At 54.9% G+C, this 24,771-nt stretch carries 21 protein-coding genes; 8 read left to right on the top strand and 13 right to left on the bottom strand.

The genetic code is table 11. The features are described from left to right. Positions 1 to 52 precede the first annotated feature (52 nt). Entirely contained in the window at positions 53 to 1,066 is a 1,014-nt protein-coding gene (locus JO972_RS12775; protein WP_309490452.1) for a coproporphyrinogen III oxidase, read from the top strand. Positions 1,067 to 1,190: 124 nt separating this feature from the next. On the opposite strand, the gene aspS is transcribed toward JO972_RS12775, so the two are convergent. Both aspS and hisS read right to left on the bottom strand, forming a co-directional pair. Next, positions 1,191 to 3,023 (bottom strand): aspartate--tRNA ligase, encoded by a 1,833-nt coding sequence (gene aspS / locus JO972_RS12770; protein ID WP_309490451.1) that lies wholly within the window; start codon positions 3,021 to 3,023, stop codon positions 1,191 to 1,193. Positions 3,024 to 3,066: 43 nt separating this feature from the next. Next, on the bottom strand, positions 3,067 to 4,356 hold the full coding sequence (gene hisS, locus JO972_RS12765) for a histidine--tRNA ligase (protein ID WP_309490450.1): 1,290 nt from the start codon (positions 4,354 to 4,356) through the stop codon (positions 3,067 to 3,069). Between the two features lie 215 nt (positions 4,357 to 4,571). Between hisS and JO972_RS12760 the strand changes: the two genes are divergently transcribed. Beyond that, the gene (locus JO972_RS12760; RefSeq protein WP_309490449.1) at positions 4,572 to 5,105 is read left to right on the top strand and encodes a thioredoxin domain-containing protein; all 534 of its coding nucleotides are present in this window, start codon (positions 4,572 to 4,574) and stop codon (positions 5,103 to 5,105) included. A 55-nt stretch (positions 5,106 to 5,160) separates the two neighbouring features. Here the strand turns inward: JO972_RS12760 and JO972_RS12755 are convergent, their stop codons facing one another. From JO972_RS12755 to JO972_RS12710, 10 genes are all read right to left on the bottom strand, one after another. Further along, positions 5,161 to 5,916, bottom strand: coding sequence for a succinate dehydrogenase/fumarate reductase iron-sulfur subunit (locus tag JO972_RS12755; protein WP_309490448.1), 756 nt, complete (start codon positions 5,914 to 5,916; stop codon positions 5,161 to 5,163). 66 nt (positions 5,917 to 5,982) lie between these two features. After that, positions 5,983 to 7,953: a fumarate reductase/succinate dehydrogenase flavoprotein subunit gene (locus JO972_RS12750; RefSeq protein WP_309490447.1), complete on the bottom strand. Its 1,971-nt coding sequence runs from the start codon at positions 7,951 to 7,953 to the stop codon at positions 5,983 to 5,985. 45 nt (positions 7,954 to 7,998) lie between these two features. Beyond that, a complete protein-coding gene (locus JO972_RS12745) occupies positions 7,999 to 8,763 on the bottom strand; it encodes a succinate dehydrogenase cytochrome b subunit (protein WP_309490446.1) in 765 nt (254 codons plus the stop codon). 159 nt (positions 8,764 to 8,922) lie between these two features. Next, positions 8,923 to 9,336 (bottom strand): nucleoside-diphosphate kinase, encoded by a 414-nt coding sequence (gene ndk, locus JO972_RS12740; protein ID WP_309490445.1) that lies wholly within the window; start codon positions 9,334 to 9,336, stop codon positions 8,923 to 8,925. A gap of 125 nt (positions 9,337 to 9,461) precedes the next feature. Then, positions 9,462 to 10,358: a hypothetical protein gene (locus JO972_RS12735; RefSeq protein WP_309490443.1), complete on the bottom strand. Its 897-nt coding sequence runs from the start codon at positions 10,356 to 10,358 to the stop codon at positions 9,462 to 9,464. A gap of 441 nt (positions 10,359 to 10,799) precedes the next feature. Then, positions 10,800 to 11,954 carry a metabolite traffic protein EboE gene (gene eboE / locus JO972_RS12730; protein WP_309490442.1) on the bottom strand — a complete coding sequence of 385 codons (1,155 nt, stop codon included), beginning with the start codon at positions 11,952 to 11,954 and terminating at the stop codon, positions 10,800 to 10,802. Positions 11,955 to 11,984: 30 nt separating this feature from the next. Beyond that, entirely contained in the window at positions 11,985 to 12,236 is a 252-nt protein-coding gene (locus tag JO972_RS12725; RefSeq protein WP_309490441.1) for a hypothetical protein, read from the bottom strand. A 135-nt stretch (positions 12,237 to 12,371) separates the two neighbouring features. Next, positions 12,372 to 12,581 carry a hypothetical protein gene (locus tag JO972_RS12720; protein ID WP_309490440.1) on the bottom strand — a complete coding sequence of 70 codons (210 nt, stop codon included), beginning with the start codon at positions 12,579 to 12,581 and terminating at the stop codon, positions 12,372 to 12,374. 3 nt (positions 12,582 to 12,584) lie between these two features. Next, entirely contained in the window at positions 12,585 to 13,382 is a 798-nt protein-coding gene (locus JO972_RS12715; RefSeq protein ID WP_309490439.1) for a TatD family hydrolase, read from the bottom strand. Between the two features lie 36 nt (positions 13,383 to 13,418). Then, positions 13,419 to 13,685 carry a hypothetical protein gene (locus JO972_RS12710; protein WP_309490438.1) on the bottom strand — a complete coding sequence of 89 codons (267 nt, stop codon included), beginning with the start codon at positions 13,683 to 13,685 and terminating at the stop codon, positions 13,419 to 13,421. Between the two features lie 62 nt (positions 13,686 to 13,747). On the opposite strand from JO972_RS12710, the gene JO972_RS12705 reads away from it, so the two are divergent. The 4 genes from JO972_RS12705 (at position 13,748) to JO972_RS12690 (ending at position 19,733) form a co-directional block, all read left to right on the top strand. Further along, positions 13,748 to 14,101: a hypothetical protein gene (locus tag JO972_RS12705; RefSeq protein WP_309490437.1), complete on the top strand. Its 354-nt coding sequence runs from the start codon at positions 13,748 to 13,750 to the stop codon at positions 14,099 to 14,101. A gap of 264 nt (positions 14,102 to 14,365) precedes the next feature. Continuing rightward, a complete protein-coding gene (locus JO972_RS12700) occupies positions 14,366 to 15,190 on the top strand; it encodes a sialate O-acetylesterase (protein WP_309490436.1) in 825 nt (274 codons plus the stop codon). 312 nt (positions 15,191 to 15,502) lie between these two features. Further along, positions 15,503 to 16,780, top strand: a complete 1,278-nt coding sequence (locus JO972_RS12695; protein WP_309490435.1) for a hypothetical protein — start codon at positions 15,503 to 15,505, stop codon at positions 16,778 to 16,780. A gap of 40 nt (positions 16,781 to 16,820) precedes the next feature. Next, complete coding sequence (locus tag JO972_RS12690) at positions 16,821 to 19,733, top strand: DUF6493 family protein (RefSeq protein WP_309490434.1); 2,913 nt, start codon at positions 16,821 to 16,823, stop codon at positions 19,731 to 19,733. Between the two features lie 8 nt (positions 19,734 to 19,741). On the opposite strand, the gene JO972_RS12685 is transcribed toward JO972_RS12690, so the two are convergent. Further along, a complete protein-coding gene (locus JO972_RS12685; RefSeq protein ID WP_309490433.1) occupies positions 19,742 to 23,491 on the bottom strand; it encodes a phosphoribosylformylglycinamidine synthase in 3,750 nt (1,249 codons plus the stop codon). A 244-nt stretch (positions 23,492 to 23,735) separates the two neighbouring features. Here JO972_RS12685 and JO972_RS12680 point away from each other — a divergent pair, with 244 nt between their 5' ends. Both JO972_RS12680 and JO972_RS12675 read left to right on the top strand, forming a co-directional pair. Further along, on the top strand, positions 23,736 to 24,296 hold the full coding sequence (locus tag JO972_RS12680) for a heavy-metal-associated domain-containing protein (RefSeq protein ID WP_309490432.1): 561 nt from the start codon (positions 23,736 to 23,738) through the stop codon (positions 24,294 to 24,296). A 173-nt stretch (positions 24,297 to 24,469) separates the two neighbouring features. Then, positions 24,470 to 24,691 carry a hypothetical protein gene (locus JO972_RS12675; protein ID WP_309490431.1) on the top strand — a complete coding sequence of 74 codons (222 nt, stop codon included), beginning with the start codon at positions 24,470 to 24,472 and terminating at the stop codon, positions 24,689 to 24,691. The last annotated feature ends 80 nt before the right edge of the window (positions 24,692 to 24,771 follow it).

The following is a 24,771-nucleotide window of genomic DNA, read 5'->3' as shown; positions in this document are numbered from 1 at the left end:
ATGAGCGGGTAATGCGTTGCTTGAAAGCCGGCGGGAGACTATCGTCGCAGGCATGAAACCGATCGCATCTGCCCAGCAAGCCTACGAACTCGTCACCGGACTTCAGACCTCCTTTGTCGAGGGTCTCACACAATGTTGCCAAGACGCAGGAACTCCCGTGGAGTTCGAATTAGTCGAATGGCAGCGCGATGGAGGAAAGCACGGTGGAGGCTCACGCTATGGCTGCGCCGACAATGCAGTTTTCAATCGGGCCTCGGTCAATGTTTCCCACATCCACTACGAAGACGATCCGAGTAAAAAATTGGCATCAGCCACGGCGATCTCCACCATCATCCATCCGCAGAACCCTCAGGCTCCATCGGTGCACATCCACATCAGCTGGACCGAGATGAAAGGTAGCGGAGGATACTGGCGGGTCATGGCGGACTTGAACCCTGCCATCGCTAAGGACGAAGACACCGCAGCTTTCCGCGATGCTTTTGAACAGTCGGCTCCCGAGCAATTGGAAGAAGGCCTCGCGCAGGGCGATAAGTATTTCTACATCCCAGCATTGGGCCGCCATCGTGGTGTTGTGCATTTTTACCTTGAGCAATATCAGACTGGAAATGCCGAACAGGATCTGGAAATGGCCACTCGTTTTGGTTACGCCGTCATCCAACGCTATGTTGAGCTGTTAGGGAAACGATTGAACGAGGGTTTCAGCGATGCCGACCGCGAAACTCAGCTCGCCTATCACTCGCTTTACTTGCTCCAGGTGCTCACCCTTGACCGGGGCACAACCTCCGGTCTGTTAGTTCATGACCAGAACGACCTCGGAATCATGGGCTCTCTTCCATCCAGAGTGAATAAGCCGCTGTTGCAATCGTGGGTTGAGAAAGTCCCAGAGGTGCAAAAGGGGTTGTTACAGGCCATTGTCGATGCCATTCCTGACAACGGGGAAGTCACCAACGAGGCTCGCCTGGATCTCGCCCAGGCTGTGCGTGGTTTCTATCAAAAACACCCTGAAGCACTCCAAGTTCAGGCGTCTGGAAATGTTGTGCCGCCAACCGTAGCGAATCATCGCTAGTAAGATTCCCCGTTGGGGAAAGAAGGGCTTTAAAACGAGTGTCAATTTTTTGGGAAGCCCAACAAAAAACCCATGGAAACGCAGAGCGTGACCATGGGTTGATTTGAATTGAAAGTGCGGCGTGTTAGACGCTTTCCGGAGTTTTCTCCTTCACCGTGCTCTGGATGCGCAGGTCGCGCAGCTGGAGAGGATCAACTTTAGCTGGTGAAGCCGACATGATATCCATGCCCTTGTTATTTTTAGGGAAGGCAATCACTTCGCGGATGGAGCTTTCACCGCAGACCAGCATGGCCAGACGATCGAGACCGAGCGCGATGCCGCCGTGTGGTGGGGCTCCGTATTTGAAGGCCTCGAGGATGTGGCCGAACATGCTTTCCTTTTCCTCCTCGGTGACACCGAGGGCGGTGAACATGGCGGACTGAAGCTCGGCTTCGTGAATCCGGATGGATCCACCACCGAGTTCGTAACCATTGAGCACCACATCGTAGGCCTGGGCGCGGAGGCCGGCGTAGCGCTGGCTCTCGTCTTCCAGATCAGCCTTGCTGGCTTCGATCAGTTTGGGCACGTCTTCGGGGATGGGGCGAGTGAAGGGGTGGTGCACGGCGTTCCACTTGTCTTCCTCTTCGTCGTAGCCGAGAAGTGGGAATTCAGTGACCCAGAGGAAATTGAGCTCGTCGTTGTCTTTGAGGACCTCTTGCAGGTCGGCACAGCAGAGACGGATTCGGCCCAACACTTCGCAAACAGTTTCCCACTCACCGGCTCCGAAGAGGATGAGGTCGCCTGGTTCGATATCGAGCTTCTCGCGCAGGGCTTCCACTTCGGCATCGGTCATGCGCTTGACGAATGGTGAACGCCAGGTGGAGCGATCTTCATCGCGCACCTGAATGTAGGCCAGGCCTTTGGAGCCAGCTTCAATCGCGGTTTGGGTGAGCTTTTCAATCTGGCCTTGAGTGGCGCCGGCAAATCCCTTGGCGTTGAATGCCTTCACCACGCCACCGTTGGCCACGGCTCCGGAGAACACGCGGAATTCACATTCTTTCAGTTCTTCGGTGAGGTCTTTCAGCTCGTAGCCGAAACGACGGTCCGGCTTGTCAGATCCGTAGGTGTTCATGGCATCGTGCCAGGTCATGCGATCGAAGCTCGCTGGGATCTCCGCATCGAGTGTGTCCTTGAACACACGCCCTAACAGACCTTCCACGAGAGCGTGCATGTCGTCGGGATTGACGAAGGAGGATTCGATATCGATCTGGCTGAATTCCGGTTGGCGATCGGCGCGCAGATCTTCATCGCGGAAGCAGCGGGCGATTTGGAAATACTTTTCAATACCACCACACATCAGCAGCTGTTTGTATTGCTGTGGAGCCTGGGGCAGGGCGTAGAAGCTACCGGGGTGCATGCGCGATGGCACGAGGAAATCACGAGCACCTTCAGGAGTGGACTTGGAAAGGATCGGGGTTTCGATTTCGCAGAAACCGTCTTCGTCGAGAAAGTCGCGGGTGGACTTGGTGATGCGGTGGCGCAGGCGCAGATTGCGCGTCATGCGGGTGCGGCGAAGATCGAGGTAACGATACTTCATCCGCATGTCCTCGTTGGAAAGTTCCTTGTCCAGCTGGAAAGGAAGCACCTCGGACTTGTTGATGATGTTGAGCTCGGTGGCGGACACTTCGATAGAGCCGGTGGCCATGTCCGGGTTGACGGTGGAAACACCATCCACTTCGGGGCGTTCTTCAACCTTGCCGGTGACTTGGATCATGTCCTCGCTACGGAGCGATTTCGCCAGCTCGGCCGCCGCGGAGTTTTCCTCGGGGCGGAAGACACATTGGGTCATGCCTTCGCGGTCGCGGAGGTCGATAAAGCTAACACCACCGTGGTCGCGATTCGAATTCACCCAGCCGATGAGGGTAACAGTTTCGCCGATGTTAGAATGATGGAGTTGGTTGCAGTGGTGGGTTCGCATGATTTTTTTTAGACAGAATGTTTCAGAATTGTTGGTGTGACCGCTACGCGATCAGTGGACCGTCGGGGGAATTGAGGTGGTCTTGGATAGCTTCGACGATGTCGGTGTTGGGGTGAATGGTGGCTTCGGTGCGGGAGCTGAGGATCTTCAGCTGCATCTCCGGGTATTCGGCTCCGATGACGAGGGCGAAGCGGGCGCCGGATTGTTGGGCTTTTTTGAATTGTTTGCCAACGTTGAGCTGTGACATTCCGAAATCGACCGAGATCCCGGCGGTGCGCAGCTTGGCGATGATGCCTAGGGCTTCGTTGCGTTTGCTCTCATCGGCAATGACCACGTAGACATCACAGGCTGGGTTGCGAGCCATCCAGGCTTCCATTTCCAGCAGCGCGTTGGGGGTCTCCTCGATGAAGTTGCGGATCACCATGTCGCCCATGGCAAAGCCGGTGGCCGGGAGATCGGCCGAGCCGTTGGAGAGGGTAGAGAGGAGTCCGTCGTAGCGACCACCGCCAGCGACGGCACGCATAGATTTGTGGGTGTCGAAGATTTCGAAAACGGCGCCAGTGTAGTAGGCGAGGCCACGCACGATGGTGAGATCAAGCTCAAGGTATTTACCAAGGCCGCGGGCTTCCAAGTTGTTTTGGATCTCACGGAAGGCCGGGGAGGCATTTTCCGGATCGTTGATGAAGGCGTCCACCTGTTTACGCGTGACACCGAAAGGCTCCAGCTGCGCATCGACGGCTTCAGGCTTGAGCTTCTCGAGGCGATCGATGATGGGAAGGAAAGCGGCCGGATCGGAAATCTGGTGCGTCTCACAGAAGAACAACCAGCTTTCGCGGTCGGACGCCCGGATGACAAAGTCGCCTTCGCGGAAGCCGAGGCTGAGCATGGTATCGATGGCCATGGCAATCAGTTCGGCATCGGCGCTAGCTGACCCTTCGCCGAGAATGTCGGCATTGAACTGGATGAATTCGCGGCCGCGTCCTTTTTGCGGTTTCTCATAACGGAAACAGGGGCCGATTTCGAACCACTTCAGCGGCTTGGGGAAGTCGCGCTGGTTGGCACCAACGATCCTTGCAAGAGAGGCGGTCAGCTCGGGGCGCAGGGTGATGTCGCGACCGCCTTGGTCCTCGAAGCGGAACAGCTGGGTGGTCAGTTCGCCGCCGGATTTTTTCAGATACAGATCGGTCGATTCCACGATGGGAGCTTCGTATTCACTGAAGCCGTAGCGATGCGCCACATCGCGCCATACAGAAAACAAATAATTGCGCACCGCACAATCGCGTGGCGTGAAATCCCGGAATCCGGGCAGGGACTGAAATTGTTTGTCGGCCATGTGGGCGCGGAAATGGCACAAGCTGCCCCTATAATCAAGCGAAATGGGGTAAAAGCCGGACTTGATTGGGCTGTGGGAGATTCCCTAAAGGAGCTGATATGCACCTGAGTGCAGTGAGTGATTCGGTTCTTGTGATTATGCGGATGTTATTTAATATCAGTGTCTAGCGTGAGTCGTTTCGTTTGTTTCGCTCGCCAAACCACACATCACAGGGAATGAAAAAAATCATCTATCTCGTTCTCATCGCGTTTGCCGTGGCCTTGGTGAGTTCGGAGGACATCAGGAAAAAGACACTACGATCAGTGACCGTAGTGATCAACGGTTTAGACCGCTTGATTTTTCGAGGCAATCACGTGGAAACACGAATTGTGGATGAAGATAGCTACGATGATGTCGTCCAAGAGCCAGGTCGGCTGGTGGTCGCTTACTTTGTGAAGGACCTGACCTCCGTGGGGAAATCCCAGTCGGTAGGTTTGGACCAGAAGCTGAGTGAACTGCCGGCCAAGGTGTTGCTCGCTAAGGTTCAGGGCAATGAGAACCGAGCGTTGCTGGATCGTTTGAAAATTCGCAATCTTCCTGCGATTCGTATTTATCGCGAAGGTCAGTTAACGCGTAGCTTCGATGCGCCAATTGTTGATGAGCAAGTGATCGAAGCAATCGAATTTATGCTGCGCAATTGGAGGTCCTCAACATTGAGCAGACCTCAACCGATGAATGGCCTGCCAGAGGGCATTCATGTGGAAAAATAAAAGAGAGAAACTGACCGCAGCTCCATAAAGCGGAGCTGCGATGTCAGTGAGAATGTTAGACCGCTGCTTCGTCAGCGATGGCAATGGCGTAGTCGCGGTTCAAGCGAGCGATGTTATCAACGCTGATTTCTTTCGGACAAACGGCTTCGCACTCATACTGGTTGGTGCAGTTGCCGAAGCCTTCACTGTCCATTTGACGGACCATGCCGAGCACGCGTTTGTTCTTCTCGGGTGCACCTTGTGGCAGCAAATTGAGGTGCGCTGCCTTGGCGGATACGAAGAGCATGGCGCTGGCATTCTTACAGGCCGCGACACAAGCACCACAACCGATGCAAGCTGCTGCGTCCATCGCTGCGTCCGCTTTGGTTTTGGCCACAGGAAGGTTGTTCGCATCCTGGGCAGAGCCGGTGCGGACGGAGACATAACCGCCAGCGGCGATGATACGGTCAAAGGCGGAGCGATCGACAATCAAGTCACGCAGAAGCGGGAATGCCTTGGCGCGGAACGGTTCGATCCAGATGGTCTCGCCGTCTTTGAATTTGCGCATGTGCAGCTGACAGGCGGTGATGCCGCGCTCTTTCGAGTGAGGGATGCCGTTGATAGTCAGTGAGCACTGACCGCAGATACCTTCGCGACAGTCGTGGTCGAAGTGGATCGGGTTGCCGCCGTCGTTGAGGATGCGCTCGTTCACGATGTCCAACATTTCCAAGAAGGAAGCAGACTCGGGGATGTCGTGGGCGTCGTAGGTTTCGATGACACCTTCATCGTTAGCATTATTCTGACGCCAGACTTTGAGTTTCAGATTTAACATGGTAATCGGAATTAGGAAATTGGAATTGGGAAATAGGGTAGAAGCTGCCAGATGGCGGCTGAATCACTAGGCGTAGCTACGGATGGCGAGGTGGATGTTCTCGAAGTTGAGGTCTTCACGGTGCAGGGTCGGCTCTTTACCCACTCCATTGAATTCCCAAGCGGCGACGTAGGCGAACTCCTCATCGCGGCGCTGGGCTTCACCTGGCTGGGTTTTGCCTTCCTTGACCTCCGGTGAGTCTTCGGTGAACTGGTATTCCAGACGGAAGTGACCGCCGCAGGACTCTTCGCGCTGCAGGGCGTCGTAGCACATGGTTTCGGCGAATTCGAGGAAGTCGGCGACGCGGCAGGCTTTCTCGAGCTCGGAGTTCAGGCTGTCGTTGGTGCCAGGCACGCGAACGTTTTTCCAGAACTCGTCGCGGATTTGTGGGATCAGGCGCAGTGCTTCCTCTAGGCTCTCCTTGGTGCGGGCCATGCCGCAGTGGTTCCACATGACGAGACCGAGCTCGCGGTGGAAGCTGTCGACAGTGCGGTTGCCATTGACCGAGAGCAGGGCGTTCATGCGATCCTTGACTTCGCTTTCCGCGCGCTTGAATTGATCCATGTCCGTGGTGATGGAGCCTGGAGTTTCGTTGGCGAGGTAGACGGCGATCGTGGTCGGAATGACGAAGTATCCATCGGCCAGACCCTGCATCAGTGCGGAAGCACCCAGGCGGTTGGCACCGTGATCGGAGAAGTTGGCTTCGCCGAGGCAGTGCAGACCCGGGACGCTGGTCTGAAGGTTGTAGTCGACCCAAAGTCCGCCCATGGTGTAGTGCACCGCTGGGTAGATCTGCATTGGGGTGGAGTAGGGATCGTCACCGGTGATCTTTTCATACATTTGGAAAAGGTTGCCGTAACGAGCGCGGATGGTGTCCTCGCCGAGGCGGGCGATGGCATCTTTGAAATCGAGGAATACGCCGAGTCCGGTAGGAGCAACACCGCGACCATCGTCACAGGCTTCCTTGGCGGCACGGGAGGAAACGTCACGCGGTGCGAGGTTTCCGAAGGATGGGTATTTGCGCTCCAGGTAGTAATCGCGATCTTCTTCGGCGATGTCAGCAGCGGTCTTCTTGCCTTCGCGGATCGCCTTGGCGTCCTCCTTGGTCTTGGGCACCCAGATCCGGCCGTCGTTTCGCAGCGACTCGGACATCAGGGTGAGCTTCGATTGATAATCACCACTCACTGGGATGCAGGTGGGGTGAATCTGTGTGTAGCAGGGGTTGGCGAAGTAGGCGCCACGTTTGTGCGCACGCATGGCGGCGGAAACGTTGCAACCCATGGCATTGGTGGAAAGGAAGAAGACGTTGCCGTATCCGCCGGTGGCGAGGATGACAGCATCTCCAGCGTGGGAGGAAATCTCACCGGTGACCATGTCGCGGACGACGATGCCTTTGGCGTGTCCGTCCACCTTGACCACATCCATCATCTCGGTGCGGGGATACATGGTGACGCCACCTTTGCCGATTTCCTTTTCCAGTGCCTGGTAGCAACCGATCAACAGCTGCTGGCCGGTCTGGCCACGTGCGTAGAAGGTGCGGGACACCTGAGCGCCACCGAAGGAACGGTTGTCGAGCAGGCCACCGTATTCGCGGGCGAAGGGCACGCCTTGGGCGGTGCACTGGTCGATGATGTTGTTGGAAACTTCGGCCAGACGATAAACGTTGGCTTCGCGAGCGCGGAAGTCGCCACCTTTGACGGTGTCATAGAACAGACGGTAAACGGAGTCGCCATCGTTCTGGTAGTTCTTCGCGGCGTTGATACCGCCCTGGGCAGCAATGGAGTGGGCGCGGCGTGGGCTATCCTGATAGCAGAAGCATTTCACCTTGTAGCCCATCTCGGCAAGTGAAGCGGCGGCGGCACCACCGGCGAGACCTGAGCCCACGACGATCACGGTGTATTTCCGCTTGTTCGCCGGGTTGATGAGCTTGGAGTCCATCTTGTGTTTGGTCCATTTTTGTTCAATGGGACCTTCTGGAATTTTGCTATCGAGTGACATGGTGTGGGAAAGTGTTCGGTTTGAAATATTCAGTGATCAGATCGCTTAGTGTGCGTCCTTGAGGATGCCTTCGAGACCCAGTGCTTTGGCGTCTTTGACGGCTTGTTCGGTTTGTTGCAGTTCCTCTTTACCGTATCCGAAGAAGCAGATGCTCACCGGAATGGAGATGAAACCAACGAAGATGATAAGGGCGTAGGCCTTCGAGAGCAGGTTGATTGGGCCAGCCGTCTTGCGGGTGCGCAGACCGAGGGTCTGGAAGATCGATCCAACACCGTGGCTCAGGTGGGAGCAGAGCAGCCCCATGGCGATGATGTAGAAAATGGAGACGAAGAAGTTCTGGAAACCTTTCACGGTCATGGCCCAGCTCTGGCCGAACTCGGCGAGTTCGCGAAGATCAGGGGAAACACGCACGGTGTAGTGCAGAATGTGGAAGATGAAGAACACCAGGATGGTCAATCCACTCCAGATCATGATTCGCGACGAACGGGACGCGACCATGGTGGCTTCTTTCTGGTAACGGGTGGTGCGGGCCGCGCGGTTCAGCGCTACCAGCTGGACGGTGGCCAAGATGTGGAGCACCAGGGAGACCAGCATCAGAATCCGGAAGACCCAGATTCCCCAGCCGTGCATCATGTGATGCAAAAAGTGGGCGTATTCGTTAAAGTCGGCGGAACCTTGGAAGATCAGCAAGTTGCCAACCAGGTGACCAGCGAGGAATAAGACCAGAAAAAGTCCGGTGAGAGCGACGACAAGTTTCTTGCCGATGGACGAGTGCCAGAAACGGCAGAGAGAGCAGGTGGATTGACTCATGGAGTGATTGGAAAGTAGACGCGCGAATGCTTAATAGAATTACTGTGGAAATCAAGAACCAACCAAGGTGGAATCAATATCTGCACAGGAATTCGCAAAAAATGAAGCCCGACAGGTGATTCCTGCCAGGCTTCGAAAGGTGGTTCAACTTATGAGAGGTTAGAAAAGTTCACCGTCGTTGAAGAATCGCTCCAGCTCGGCGGCGGCTGTTTCAGGACCATCGGAGGCGTGACAGACGTTGATCATCATGTCGGTGCCAAAGTCACCACGGATGGTTCCTTCAGGAGCTTCCTTGGAGTTGGTTGGTCCGAGTAGGTCACGCACGCGGTCGATGACGTTGTCACCGGAAAGTGCGAGAGCAATCACGGGGGACTTGCTCATGAAGGCGGCGATCTCAGGGAAAAACGGCTTGTCCGCGACGTGGGCGTAGTGCTCGGTGAGGATGGCGTCGTCCAGTTGCATCATCTTGATGCCACGGATGTTAAAGCCTTCGGCTTCGAAGCGGGCCAGCACGGAGCCGACGTTTTTGTTTTCAACGGCGTCTGGTTTGAAAAGGATCAATGAAGTTTCCATGCGCGTGGCTTTAGCGGGGAAACTAACGCTTGGCAATCTCGAATCAGCCTTTTAGCGCGAAGAAACGGTCACTGATAGGACGGGGGATGAACCTGGCCCCACCTCGCTTGGGTGGGGCCAGGCTTTTAGGCTCCCATTTTCAGTCGCATGAACGGAGCTGGCCTGCGTCGTTTTTTCAGAAACGATGGCAGTTCATTCGTTCGGCTGAAGCAGAACTTGCGCGGCAGCTGGGTATAAAGCGACGTTGGTGCGGTCTTGCAGTCGTTGCCTTTGTAGCAAATACCACTCTCCGGCGTATGGTAGTAGATGGTTTGGATACCAATCTCGTCGATCAGTAAACGCAGGGTGGCTGCCAGCATCGCCTCGTCCCACATCACGCGAGATGCCGCCAGAATATCCTCCCAGTAATGGATCAGGAATTCCCGCGTTAAGGTGACTCCGCCCCAGCGGATGCTCTTGGCACCTTTGTTGCGCATCAAGCGATTGACCGCCCACTGGGTGTCGCGGATGCGATCGTTCTGGATCTCTTCAATCAAGGCTTCGCCTCGATCCAGGTCCAGATCAATGCGCGACCACGCCAAGGTCCGGTGACGGCCCTGGCTCACTGGGTGGCAGTAATACTCGAATGGATCATTGGCGCGCTCGGGGATGTGTTTTTCAACGAAGCGTGCATCGCGCTCGTTCAGGTTCAGCTGAAGCACGAGGTTCACTCCCTTGCGACTTTTCTGATCGTGGCCGTCGTAGGTAGCGAGCGACAGCCGGTAGACTTCCGGGTTGGATGGCTCATACCAGGCTAGATCGGAGGCCGAGAGGGTAGGCTTTCCGAGTCGGCCGACGATATTACGCACCGCCGGTTTTTCTAACAGCCTGCCAAATGGAGACTGCTTGAGGTTCTGGATGCTACGACTTTCTCCCACGGCCTTTTGCAGCAGTTGGAAAGCGTAGAGGTCTTTGCCGTAGGGAAACAAGGTGCGTCCACGTGGCAGACACTCGATGATTTCACGGGCATGTTCAGGTTTCATAGGATGAAATAGATATGTGTTAGGTTGTCGATCCAGGTCGGCTGGATCGGGGCACAGTGGTGCCAGGTGTTAGGTTCGGGTATTTTTTACCGGCGAACTTAGAATAGGGTGTACGAAGCGGGCGGCGCTCGGACGGATGACTCTATCCAGTGCCTCTGGACACAAGGGGCCAAGAACGGTCGTGACCGAGGTGACAACGGTGCAGGCAGATCATGCGCGTGCACATTGATTCCGCGATGGGAATCATCGATCCGGAACTCCAGACGCCCTGATCAAAAACTGTGATCAGGGGGATGTTGGGTTCAGCCGCGAAAGCCGGGCTTTCGGAAGATGGGGAAGAAATAACACATAAGCCAGTTGGGTTACGTTAGACGCATGCAAATGACCATAAATTGAGCGTTTGGTCAATCATTTAGAATGCGTTCTGACGAGTTGCGCTATCTAGCAACGCTCTAACACCCACTGGTATTCCTTGGCGATTTGATCTTCGATGGTGATCTGAAGGTCGCCGGGGAGCACGCCCCAGGTGTAGGTTTCAATCTCGAAATGGGTGCAGAAATCAGGGTGCTCTGCGAAGTATTCCAGCGCATCCACGGCGTGCGATTGCGTCGAGCGCAGCGGAGCTCCCGGTTCGGCGTAGAGGGGGATGTGGAAATGGATCCGCCCCGCTACTGGGTCGGGCGGAGTGGGTTGGGTGTTTTCTATCGAGGCGAAGAAGTCGGGGAGGTCACGGTGTCTTGTGAGGTGACCGTCGGAGTCCAACACAATCACCTGGTGGAAGTAGGTGGGTTCGTCGAAGCTGCGGATGGATTCCAGAGATTCTTGTGAAAGGGGATCGAATTCCAAGGCGCTGGAGAGGTGGACTTTGGAAATGCGGATGCCTGCGGCTCTGAGGGCGTCGAGCGACTGGCGGCAGTCGTTGAACTCAAGCGCGAAGTGGCAGGTGTCGTAGTTAATACCGACTCTGCGTTTGATCAGGTCCGGGTTGGACGCGACCTTGAGGAATCGATCGAAAAACGCCAACGACTCCTCGGTATTTTCAAAATGCCCCAGAGGCTCCGGCTCGAGGCCGAGGTGTAAGTCTCTATTATACTGCTGTGAGAATTCCTCTATTTTCTCCGCGCAGATTTCCAAGTTTTTGAAAATCGGGGCGTCGTCGGCTTCGAATTGTTTGTGCGAGCCAGGGAGGGTGGAGACCGAGCCATCGATGCCTTCCGGCACCAGCTGGGCGATGATGGAGAAGAGCTTGATGGTGTAGTCGAGTCGTTCGTCGCTGGTCCAATCGGGCAGGAAAACCTGCTCTTTCACGCGAGTGCCGTGGAAGCTGCCGTAGGGGAAGCCGTTGATGGTAAACACGTAGCAGTTTTCTTGCTCCAGCCATTGTTTGAAATCGGCGAGGTTGCTGCCTTCTAACAATTCATCAGCAGCGCGTGCGGAAAGACGGAGGCCGATGGCGTAGCCGGGCGCAGGTGCCGATGGAGCGACCTTGTCTCTAACGGTCAGCGTATGTTCCTTCAGTGCTGTTAGGGTTTCTTCCCAGCTTTCAGCGGGGTGAATATTGGTGCAATAGGCCAGATGAGCGTTCGCGATTTTCAAAACTTGGTGTTCAGTGTTAGAGATTAAAACTTACACGCCCTCTACGTTGCGGATCTCGAGAATTTTCACCAATCCGGCAAACGGGTCTTTGAAAAAGAGCACCGCTTGGCGACCGAGAATCTTCACTTCGATCATGCGTCCTCGGGGATCAGGCTGGCGGTAGTCGCCCACGGTTTCCGGATTGCGTTCCAGCTGCGAGATGAACTCGGCTACCGGTTCAGGCTTTCCGAGCCCTGCGAGATGATCGGCAGCGTGACTGTGGATGTAGACGAGGGTGTTCATTGGACGAGGTAGGGCGGCATGGCCTCATGCCGCCGGGTGGTGCGTGAAATATTGGGAGGGCTCTTTGAGCTGGTTGAAGCGTGTTGGTGATAGGGCATGAATTGCTCCGATCCGGCAGATTGAGGCCAATCTGCCCTACCGGTTGTCACCTAGTGACTGCTTGGTTTTTTCCCAGGTCTTCCAGTTTTCAGGTTCTGCGTCGTCGATGCGTTGGTGCATGACGGGCATCACCAGCTGATTGCGCTTCATCCGCTCCATCAACAAGAAGCCCGCAATGTGGTCCTGTTCCGTGTGGGGAAGTTTCGCCAGCGTGGCTTTCAGCTCCTCGAGATGATCGGAATCCATGGTTTAGAGGTTGAAGTTCTTCGATTGGCTGAGGAATTTCACCGGATTGTCATAGACGATCTTGCTGATGATTTCCTCGCTGTGCTGGCGTTTTTTCATCTCGATGGTGCACTTGGCCACGGCGAGGGGATCGGAGATGCCCCAGTCGCAAGCGGAGTTCATCCAGATGTTTTCCATGCCGAAGTTTTCGAGAATATCGATGGCGCGACCCGGGGTGCATTTCGATTCGGGGTAAAGGGTCATGCCCGCCCAGAACCCGGCATCCAGGACCAGGCCTGCGGTGTGTTCCTCGACGTGGTCGATGATGATTTTTCCCGGATCAATATCGGCGTTTTTCAAGGCGTCAATGATGAGCTTGGTTCCCTTGAGTTTGTCCTCCAAGTGGGGTGTGTGAATTAACACCGGAGTATCGTATTTCTTGGCAATCTCGACGTGTTCTTCGAAAATCGCCAGCTCACTGACGGTATTCTTGTTCAAGCCGATCTCACCGATGCCGAGCACGGTGGGGCAGTCCATGAACTCGGGGATGATCGCCATGACTTCGCGTGCAAATCCGGCATCTTCAGCCTCCTTCGGGTTGATGCAGAGCCAGCAGTAGTGCTCGATGCCGAACTTCTTCGCTCGCGCTGGTTCGTATTCGGTCAGTTGGCGGTAATAATCGTAAAAACCTTGGGGGGATGAGCGATCAAAACCCGCCCAAAAGGCAGGTTCACAAATCACTTCACAGCCAGCCATGGCCATCGCTTGGTAATCGTCAGTCGTCCGGCTCACCATGTGAGCGTGTGGTTCGATATACTTCATTTCTGTAATGGGTGGTAGATGGTCAGTGGCTGTCGCCTACTTGCGTGCAGCCCCGAAGGCGCCTTGAATGGTGGCCTCTGGAATGGGCTCGTCGGAGTGATCAGACAGGGCTTCGAGCACGGCTTGAGCGCGTGGCTTGTCGCCTGGGTTGAGCATGGCTTCGAGAGCCTTGTGAAATCCGTCGTAACGGAAATCAGTTTCTCCCTCGTGGCGATCGATCCGATCCAAAAAGGCGGCGATGTCGATCAACTTGTATCGAGAGTCCATGAAATAGAGATCGAGGATGTCTTGCTTGCTGGGCATGAAAACAACGTAAATTCTAAATTCGAAATTCCAAATTCTAAATTTTGAGATACATCAATTTCATGAGCGACAGCGAACATGACCAAGACCAACGCGATTTCGGCCCCCAGCCACTCGACCGGATGATGGACGAGTGGGGCATTGGCAATCACGACATGGTTGAAGTTTCCACCGAGCAACTGACCCACAAGCAGGTGCAAAAGGCGCGCAAGGGACGCAGACTGACCCTGAAGATGATGCAGAAAGTCACCCGCGCATTCAACGTCGCTATCTGGCACCGACTCGACAAGGAGCAGAAGGAAGCTTACTACGAATACATGCACCGCGATCTGTTCAGTTACGCCAAGGGATACGACGCCGACTGGGTCGACCCGAATGCCGAGATCGCAGCAGCGGTCTCCGAGCAGGAAAAATAGCCTGCCGTATCAGGGCCGATAGCTCAAAGCTGAGGGACGTTAATGTTTCCTCATCAGACCGCTGGTGAGCATGGCCTGAGTCAGCGGTTAGCGGGGGATAAGCAGCATCCAAACCACTGGCTGCAAAAGTCTCGGCGCGAGCCCCCCACGGTGGCATTTTCGGATGTCTGAGAAGGCAATTATGCACTCCTGAGCATAGTTATGACTCTCTTGGTGATCGTTTGATGGTGCATTTGGCGTTTTGTTAGTTGGACATTCTCCATCATGATGAAAATACGCCACCTATTACTACCGCTGACCCTCTGTTCCGGATTCCTACTTTCACCGACGCTATCCGCCAAGGAGACGCTAAGCGAGGTTCCTAAGGAAAAGCGTCACGTTTATTTGCTCATCGGGCAGTCGAATATGGCGGGTCGTGCGACCTATGATAAGGCGGACGAAGCCCCGGTGCCCCGATGTTTTCTCCTCAACGATGACGATCAATGGGAGCCCGCAAAGAATCCTTTGAACCGCTATTCCACCATACGCAAAAGTCTGAAAATCCAGAGAATGAACCCAGGCTACGGCTTTGCCCAGTCGATGACCGCAGCCGACCCCTCGGTGAGAATTGGTCTCGTGGTCAATGCCAAGGGGGGCACCAAGATCTCCCAATGGGGAAAAGGCACCGAGTTCTACAACGAGGCTGTTCGGCGCGCGAAGGAAGCGCAGAAAAGCGGCACGTTGATGGGTATTCTCTGGCACCAGGGAGAGGGGGATTCGCGCAGGTCGTCCAGCTATTTGAAAAGCTTGGCTAAGCTCATTGCCGACCTCCGCAAGGACCTCAATGCCCCGCAGCTTCCGTTCATTGCCGGCCAAGTTTACTACGATGCCAAAAACAAACCGAACACCGAGAAAATCAACAAGGTGATCGCCAAGCTGCCGGAGGAAGTTCCTTTGACTGCCTATGTTTCCTCGGAGGGATTGACGACCTTTGATCACACCCACTTCGATGCCGCAGGCAGCAAGGAGCTAGGAAAACGTTACGCCGAAGCTATGCTCAAGCTACATGCCAAAACGGCAGAAGCTCCCGCTGGAACTTCTGCCGAGTAAGGAGGTTAGACGGTGTGGGCCTATTAGCAGGGACGGTTAGTGATCGCAGATGTCGAAGTAGTTTCTGAGGAAGTAGCGCGCTACTCGAATTCGTCGATGGGTGTGAACCCGCATAGCGGGGGTGGTGGATATCACGTGAACGAAGTTGTTTGAGTGATTACTCTATGTTGTGATTCAATAAGACAGGTGGAGAAATAACGCCGTTGACCGGACTTTGGTGTCACTGTATTGAATAGCGTTGTGTCAGCTTCTGATAATCAGCTCGTTCTTCGGTATAGTAGAGCTTCCCGTATAGAAAATATTGGAACTGACATGACGCTCTCTCTGGCGGCAAATGTTCCAGCTGGCGAAGATGCTCCGTTTTTTCAAGGGCAGTTCCGCAATGCAAGGCTATTGGCGCGAGCTTTGAATATTATGGCTCGTGTAGTCGGTGAGCGATGGTTTGACCCAGCTGAGGTGGCTCGTTCTCGGCAGATGGATCCTGTGGTCACTTCTGGATGTGGCCATTTACGCTTTGAAGGTTTTTCGGCGTGTCGTTCGGTTTATGGTCGGATTGATGTGCTTCCGGAGGGTGTGAATGTGGTGCAGGAAAAGCGAGGAACGACGAATATCGATTTTAATCAAGAGATGTGCCGGGCACTGGGCAGGGTTCGGAGAGGCCAGGACCTGAGTGTCTGTGTGTCGCGGGACGATTTTTTGTTAACTCGCGACGACGAAACGGTGATCGAGAAAAAAGTGAAGCTACCGTTGAGCTGGATTAAGGGCTTTGCGAGCGTTCAGGCGATCGTCTCTGAATTTGGAAAAGTGCTGTCGCTTGACGGAGTGGCCGCGAGAGATTTGTTCGCCCAGTTACCCCAAGTGGGCGATAGCAGGGATACTCACTGGCTTTCACCTGACCCGAATAGACCAAGGATAAGTCGCATTCAGACACAGGGAGCCATTCAGCTCTCCGGCGGGCGGCGCTTGCTGGCTTTGCAGGAGTTGGTGCCTTTTGCAGCTTCATTAACGATCCACGCGAACAACGACGGAACAATGAGTAGCTGGACGTTGAGCTTTGAGGGTTTCAGAATAGGGATACTTATTTCACCGGAAGTATGGCGAGGATTTTCGGGAGAAGGAGCCGCGTTGGGTGAACTTGTCAAAGTAGATGATCGCGTTGATGAGGTTCGTGCACACTTGGCGGATACCGGATTGATTGATCCCGAGGTATTGGCGATTCATTGTGGCATTGATTTACCGACACTTCGTCGAGTTCTGGCGCGACTGGCTTCTCAGGGCTTGGTGGGTTTTGACCAAATGACGGGGAGTTGCTATGAGCGGGTTTTGCCTGGGAGCGAACTGTTGGTAGAAAAGGTGAATCCACGGTTAGTGAGTGCTCGAAGGTGGCTGGAGGATGGTCGAGTAATAGTTGATAGGCAGAAAGAAGACGAAATCCATGCTCACGTAGATTTGGGCGAGGGGCGTAATTACCAGGTTGCTATCGCAGGGAAACGCTTCCGGTGTAGTTGTTTTTGGTGTGGTCAGTTCGGTGAAAGCCGCGGGCCTTGCGCTCATGTATTGGCCGTTCACTTATTGATTGATGCTAGATAAAATGATGAAGGTTTTTAAACAACTATGTGAGATTGAGGATATGCCGAAGCAGATTGGTCTATTGTTAGGTATTGATCCATCGGATTTCGCAGAATTGGAAGCTGCGGCTCTAACACATCACCAAGTTTTAGAGGCTGAGCGTGAGGGGATTCGAGAGGCCCTTAATCGGGATGAATGGAATTTTTCATTGTCCTATACGGATTATGATCGGCGAATTGAAAGGGAGGCAGATGCCGTCTCTTGGTCGCTGCTGGTAACTGGGGTTCGTCACGATGAATTAACTGGTGTCATCAAAAGTGCGATTCGGCCCTGTTTACCATGGTTCAATGACCCACAAATGGCTGAGTTTTATGTGTCCAGCAATCCTGGCTGGCTCATTGAAATGTTGGATCTCGCCGCGGAAAATGCCAGATATTATTACGCTTCAGTTGCTCAGGGGTTGTTTCCATATGTTCGCACCGGTGTCTATCCTCGACCACTAACAGGTCACCCTTACTACCTGCAGTTGCCCCTGCATATGCAGAGCCACTTTCAACTCGGAAGCGGCGAGTTGGCGGCCTTTTTATTGGAGGACGTGGAATTTGTTGAGCACGATTTACCTGAATCTGTTCGTTTGTCTAACCGAGGCTCCGAGGTATATGCGCCATGGGCTGGATTTGCGTGGAGGGCTCACATTTCTAACTATTTACTACAAGTTGATGATTGCCACCACACGGAACTTGCTAGATATGACGCGGAAGCGCTGAGTGAACCTTGGGGGAAGAACAAAAGTCCCGCTCCCGAATGGGTGAACCCGTCGAAGGAGGCTGAGCTCTACTGGCAAAATGGCAAGCTGCCGCGGCCAGATGCATGGGTGCCCAGTGAATTGACATTGGCTTTACGACATTTGAGTGCCGAGGGTTCGATCAATTTAAAGCCATTTCTAACGGAGCTATTGGGAACGATAGCAAGTGAAACAAAGGAATTTTATTCTCGCGATCTGAGGAGAGCGTTTGAGTTAATCACAGACGGTGCCAGCGGAGCTATTTTACCCTACTTCGATGATTTGCTAACGTTGCTAGCAAATCCTTTCCCTCCTGTAGTGCGATTTTCATTAGAGCAAATTGATAAGATTATTGTGGTACTTGGGCCTGACGATCTTAAATCCATCGCTGATGAAATAGTTCCTGTGTTTACTCATGTGAAGTCGAAGCCCTTGCTGGTTTTTGCGATCGGAGTTCTTTGCCGGCTGTGTGATGCTATGCCAGATCAAAGGGAGCACCTGATAGAGATGGTGGCACCGCTATTACAGCTCAAAGCGGCTAATGTTCAGAAGGCAGTGCTGAAAATGCTCGGAGAGAAACCTGACAAGGGAGATGAGCTGCTTCGGTTGCGGATCTCTGCCTTCGAAAATTCAATTTTAGGATCTCTCAAGGAAAAATTCAAGCCATGGACCGAAGACAAGATTGTTTCCAACGAAGTTGTGAATGTGATCGAACGGGTGGATTTCCCAATCGGGGAGCCTGTAAAGCCTCAGAAAGGAATCGATGATGTGGTGTATGCTGCCAATGAGCTGTTGTCCGCAAAGGCACCGGATTCAATTCAACTTGAGCTATTCTTAGATGGCTTGGCTCGTATCGATCGCTCGGATCGTCAGACGTTGATAGATGCTTTTCTAGTTTTTGAAAAGCGAGCCGAGAAGCTGTGCGCAGATCCGTGGCAACATTGTCCTGTTCGAGTTTTTATCGCACAGACGATTATCGCTGTTCGCGGAGTGCAGAACAGCGGATGGCACTCTACGCTTGAGGGAGACCACATTGTGGGGACGATGCGATTCTTGCGATGCAGAGTGAAGGAAATTTTGGAAATCTTCCTCGAGGGCAAGGCAAGGTCTCTCATAGGGAGACCTTCAACAGGTCTAGGGTTTGTGTCGTTCTCGGATCTAGAATTGAGAGTGCGTGCCATCATAGCAGATGGGCATGAAGTCGGATTTACTGACATGGTGCAAGGGCTTGCACGCTGGGACGGACGAGACGCCAAATTAAGTAAACCAGTGAAGCCAGATGATCCTGAGGCACTTCGTGTCATTTCATTTCTTGTCGATGGTGTGCTGCTGGGATGTGTCGAAACTGTCGAGTGGTGGATTACTGCGGCGAGAATGCGAGATCCAATGTGCAGCTTAGCCGAAATCGCTGGCCTGGCTGAGTTATTGCCGCTGAGTGTGCCTGAGTGGTCAAATTTTTGTGATTTCAGCAGACTGTCCAGTTACGATAACGGAACTTATCCTGACCCCGCCGATCCAGCTCCTCTCGTGGATAATGACGGAGTTTATTTCCGAGATTGCAAAGATGCATGCCTTCTTGAGTTAATATCCATGCCTTTTGCTAGGTCGGAAGAATTGAGGAATCCGTCGATGGTAAATTGGACACTCTCTGCTGTTCCTGGATATTTAAATTTGTTTCTATTTCAGAATGTGGGGGCGGTAACGGTCCAAGCCCTGGCGGACCGGCGATTACAAATTGGCGTCGGTTATGCGCGGCACATGGTATACTTGTTGGCTGCAGAAGACCGTGTGCAACGAGAAGGTGCCCCAGAACTCTGGTTAATTGCTGAGCAGGATGGACAAATGGATGCTGCGATGTCTCATCTCCGCCTCGTACTGGGAGTCGGGCTCAATAGTGCGTTTGACTTTGCGTTTCCTATGCGCCGAGTGGTGCCGTCCTTGAGGGCTGTGGCCGATTTAGATGCACGTCTAAGGCCCCGTGTCCGTGATTTGATTCTGGGAGCGTTGGAGGATGGGGTTTTGCAAGACTCGGAAGTCTTGCAAAAAATTAACCCGTTAATCAAGCTGGCGTTAGATCTATCTTTGGAGGTGCCGACCTCGTTATCGTTTGATTTTACCAAGCTCGAGAGTGTCTCGCTCCCGAAAGCGGCAGAGGTCACCTTGAAGAAGTTGAAGCAACAGTTGGTCTGAGCTGAAAACTACAGAAAATACTCCACGCCTGCCTTGAACAGTGGTTGGTGTTTGTTGCCGGGGATGTTCTTGGCGACGTTTTCGCCGCGGCGCTCGGTGTGACCCATTTTTCCTAACACCCGGCCGCATGGGCTGGTGATGCCTTCGATGGCGTAGAGCGACCCGTTAGGGTTGTGCTCGATGGCCATGGAGGGATTACCTGCCAGGTCGGTGTATTGGGTGGCGATCTGGCCGTTGGCGGCGAGGGCTTTGATTTCCTCATCGCTGGCGTAGAACTTTCCTTCGCCGTGGGAGAAGGGGACGTTGTGGAGATCGCCGACCTCGGTATTGGCCAACCACGGGGAGAGGGTGGAGGCAATGCGGGTGGTGGCGTAGGTGGAGATGTGACGACCGATGTCGTTGAATGTTAGGGTCGGTGCGCCCGGTTGCGGATCGCGGATTTCGCCGTAGGGGACGAGGCCGGTTTTGATCAGTGCTTGGAAGCCGTTGCAGATGCCGAGCACCAATCCGTCGCGGTTCTTGATCAGGTCCATGATGGCGTCCGATACCTGCGGGTTACGCAGCACGGTGGCGATGAATTTGCCTGAACCGTCTGGCTCGTCACCGGCTGAGAAGCCACCGGGGATCATCAGGATCTGCGACTCGCGGATCTTGGCGGCCAAGGCGGCGAGCGATTCTTCGACCGCTTGTGGGGTCAGGTTGCGGAAGACGAGCATTTCGGCATCGGCTCCGGCCTGGTTGAAGGCTTTGGCGGAATCGTATTCGGAGTTGGTGCCGGGGAAAGTAGGCACCACCACGCGTGGGCGAGCTCCGGATTGGATGCTGGCCGATGACTGACGCGATGCGCTGTCGCCCTCGTAAGAGAAGGTATCAACCTCGCTGTGCGCCGGCTCGATGTGGCTCGGGTAGATGGGCTCCAGGGTGCCGGTCCAAGCGGCGATGAGTTTGTCCAGACAGATGGACTCTTCCCCGACGGTGAGGCAGTGGTCGCTGTGCGTCTGGCCAACTTTCTCGGCGTTCAATGCCGCTGGCAGGGACTCGCCGGCTTTGACCTCGACGAGGAAGCTGAAGTAGCGCTCTTGGAAGAGATCCTGGTCGCTGTTGATGCTTGCGCCGATGTGGTTGCCGAAGCTCATCTTGGAAATGCCGGTGGCAATGCCGCCTTCCGCCAGCGAGTGCATGGCGAGGATTTTGCCTTCGCTGTTTGTCGCGTAGAGCAGGTCGGCGATTTCTTTCAACTTCTCGAAGTCGGGCAGTTGGTTGGCATCGCGCGGGGTGGAAACCAGGTAGATGTCGCTGTCGGTGGCCTTGAATTCCGGTGACACCGCGAGGGTGGTTTTTCCGGGGGCGACGGCGAAGGATACCAGCGTTGGTGGCACATCGATGTCGTTGAATGATCCGGACATCGAGTCCTTACCGCCGATGGCTCCGAGACGGAGTTCATTTTGTGCGGTGAAAGCACCTAACAGGGCGGCGAATGGCTTACCCCAGCGGGTGGGATCGGTGCCGAGTTTTTCAAAGTATTCCTGCAGAGTCAGTCGGATGTCGCTGAGGTGGGCACCGGCGGAGACGATGCGGCAGACCGATTCCGTGACGGCATAGAGTGCGCCGTGGTAAGGCGACCAGCTGGCGATGTTCGGGTTGAACCCCCAGGCCATGAAGGAGGCGGTGGTGGTATCGCCATCGACCAGTGGGATCTTGGCGACCATGGCATCGGTCGGCGTGAGCTGCTGCGCACCACCGAAGGGCCACAAGACGGTGCCAGCACCGACGGAGGCGTCGAACTGCTCGCCGAGGCCTTTCTGGCCGCAGGAGTTCAGATCGCTGAGGGCGGTGGTGAACTTGGCCTCGAGGGAGTCGGCGGCGGCCACGGACGGCAGAGATTTTCCAAGCGGACACTCGCTGCTGGCTGCGGCGACTTCGATTTGGGTATCGAGGGTGACGCCGTTGGTATCGAGGAAGGCACGGGAGAAATTGACGATTTCCTTGCCGCGCCATTTGATGATGAGTCTGCCACTGTCGGTGACGTCTGCCACGTGGTTGCACTCGAGGTTTTCCTGATCGCATTCCTCCATGAAATAGGCGATTTCCGAAGGATCGACACAGATGGCCATGCGCTCCTGGGACTCGGAGATGGCGAGCTCGGTGCCGTCCAGTCCGTCGTATTTCTTCTTCACCGCGTCGAGGTTGATCTCGAGCGACGGGGCGATCTCACCGATGGCGACGGAGACACCGCCGGCACCGAAGTCGTTACAGAGTTTGATCTTCTTCGCGAGCTCGGCCTTGCGGAAAAGTCGCTGGATTTTGCGCTCGGTGGGAGCGTCACCTTTTTGCACCTCGGCGGAGTTATCGAGGGCGGTATCGGTGTGTTCTTTGGATGAGCCGGTGGCACCACCAACGCCATCACGACCGGTGCGACCACCGATCAGCAGGATGACATCGCCGGCAGCGGGCGTGCCGCGGAAGACGTTTTCCTTCGGCGCGGCGGCGACCACGGCACCGATTTCCATGCGCTTGGCGACGTAGTTCGGGTGATAGACCTCGGCGACCTGACCTGTGGCGAGTCCAATCTGGTTTCCGTAGGACGAATATCCATCGGCCGCACCTTTGCAGATTTTACGCTGGGGCAGTTTGCCGGGAATGGTATCGGCGAAGGGCGTGCGGGGATCGGCTGCGCCGGTGACACGCATCGCCTGGAAAATGTAGGAGCGACCGGAAAGGGGGTCGCGAATGCAGCCGCCGAGACAGGTGGCCGCGCCGCCGAAGGGCTCGATCTCGGTCGGGTGGTTGTGGGTTTCGTTTTTGAACATCAGCAGCCACTCCTGCTCCTCGCCATCGACGTCCACGGGAATGACGATGGAGGCGGCGTTGATCTCCTCGGAGATTTCCACGTTGTCGAGTTCTCCGGTTTTGCGCAGCTCCTTCATGCCGATCAGGGCGATGTCCATCAGCGTCTCCGGACGGGTGTCGATTTTCTCCCCGTAAACGTCTTCGCGGGTTTCCTGGTAGCGCTGGTAAGCTTGCTCCACGACCTCGGTGCCGTCCTGGAACTTCACCGAGTTGATCTTGGTGGCAAAGGTGGTGTGGCGACAGTGATCGGACCAATAGGTGTCCAGCATCTTGATCTCGGTGATGCTGGGGTTGCGACCTTCTTCATCGCGGAAATAGGATTGGGTGAACACCATGTCGGCCAGCGACATGGCGAGGCCCATTTCCTGACGTTTTTCAGCCAGGGCGTGTTCATCGGCGGTGGTGAACCACTCGAGGATCTCGACGTCGGCTGGGGTGTCCGACTGAATGGTGATCGATTCCGGCTTCTCCATCGACGCCTCGCGGGAGTCGACGGCATTGATGACGTATTGCTTCACCTCGGCGACTTGTTGCTCGCTGAGCGCGCCTTTGAGCACGATCACGCGTGCGGAGGCGACGGCTGGGCGTTCGCCGTGGGTGAGGATCTGGACACACTGCGCTGCGGAGTCGGCCCGCTGGTCGAACTGACCGGGGAGGAACTCGACGGCAAAGCTGGTTTCGTCCGAGGCCACGCTGATCTCATCAGAGGCGGCCGCGATCTGTGGCTCGGAGAGAATGAGTTGGGTGGTTTTTTCAAACTCATCATCCGAGAGACCGTCGACATCGTAGCGCTGGATGACGCGGACGTTCTCCAGGTGATCGAGGCTGAGGTTTTCACGGAGATCGTGCAGGAGTTCGCGGGCAGGGGCGTTGAACTCGGGCTGTTTTTCGACGAATACGCGGTGCATGGTATGGCTGGTAGTGACTGAGGATGGAAAGCGGCGATACTAGAGGGATGGCGCGCTGGGGCAAGACCAATGCGCGACGAAAATCGCGAATTTTTGGTGTGAATGGTGAAATAGAATAAAGTTGAAGGAATATCCAGTGGTGTTAGTGCTCATACATGAACTACCGCTTGTTCTGGGGCTCGCAACCAAGGTGAGGTCGGTGTGGTAGTGGAAAACCAAAACCAAATACAATCAAATGAAAAACATGATCAAATACTTCGCCGGCACCATGGTGCTGGGATGTGCTCAAGTTGTGATGGCCGGAGGTGCTACCTGCGATACCACTGCCGCTGCTTGCGCTGACAAAACCGAGTGCGCAGCTGGCGCATGCGACGTCGCCTCCGTGGCTGAGGGGCAAGAGCTCCACACCTATGTGGTGACCGGAATGACCTGTGGCGGCTGCTCCGGCGCCGTGACCAAGTCCGTCGCATCCGTGGAAGGTGTGACCGTGAAGAAAGTCTGTCACGAATCTGGCACCGCGACCGTGGTATTCGATCCGTCCAAAGTGAAGGCGTCCGACGTGCAAGCTGCGATCGCCAAAGGCAAATTCGCTGTCACTGCCGAGCGATTCACCGTGCCAGTCTCCGGCATGACCTGCAGCAGCTGCTCCGGTAAAGTCACCAAGGCTCTTGGATCCCTCGAAGGCGTTACCGTGAAGACTGTCTGTCACGAGAGCGGTAAGGCTGTTGTCGATGTGGACACCAGTAAGAGTAATCGCGCTGCCGTGGTGAAAGCCATCACTGCGACTGGTTTCAAAGCCAGCTAATGCATCGTTTCAGGAATCAATTGATATCCTGACTTAATTCTCCAACCGTCCATGGTTTCTTGCCGTGGGCGGTTTTTTATTTTCATTTCCGGGAATAAACATAGACTTGGGATTCTCTAAGGTGGATGGATGATCAGTTTCATCCTCAACCAAGAACTATACACATCACTACCATGAAAAAAGTAATCCAAAGTCTGTCCGTCATGCCTCTCCTTGCTATCTCCGCATTTGCCCTGAGCTCCTGCGCTGCAACCTCCGGTCCTGGCTGTGCAGGAGGCTGTAAGAAAGCCTGCTGCGCGACCAAGTCCTGCGATTCTGGCTGCACGGATTGTGCGTCCAAGAAAAAGGAGTGCAAAGCGGATTGCACCAAAGCTTGCTGCTCTGCCAAGTCCTAACACTTGGTGCTGAAAATGCTGCTTAGCAGTCATTTTTTAGTCAAAAACGATCACCGCACCTGCTGTCCGGCAATTCCTGT

Origin of the sequence: Oceaniferula flava (assembly GCF_016811075.1) — a bacterium.
Taxonomy (GTDB): Bacteria; Verrucomicrobiota; Verrucomicrobiia; order Verrucomicrobiales; family Akkermansiaceae; genus Oceaniferula; species Oceaniferula flava.
Note: the sequence above shows the minus strand (reverse complement) of the source record. Positions and strands in the feature narration are given on the sequence as shown.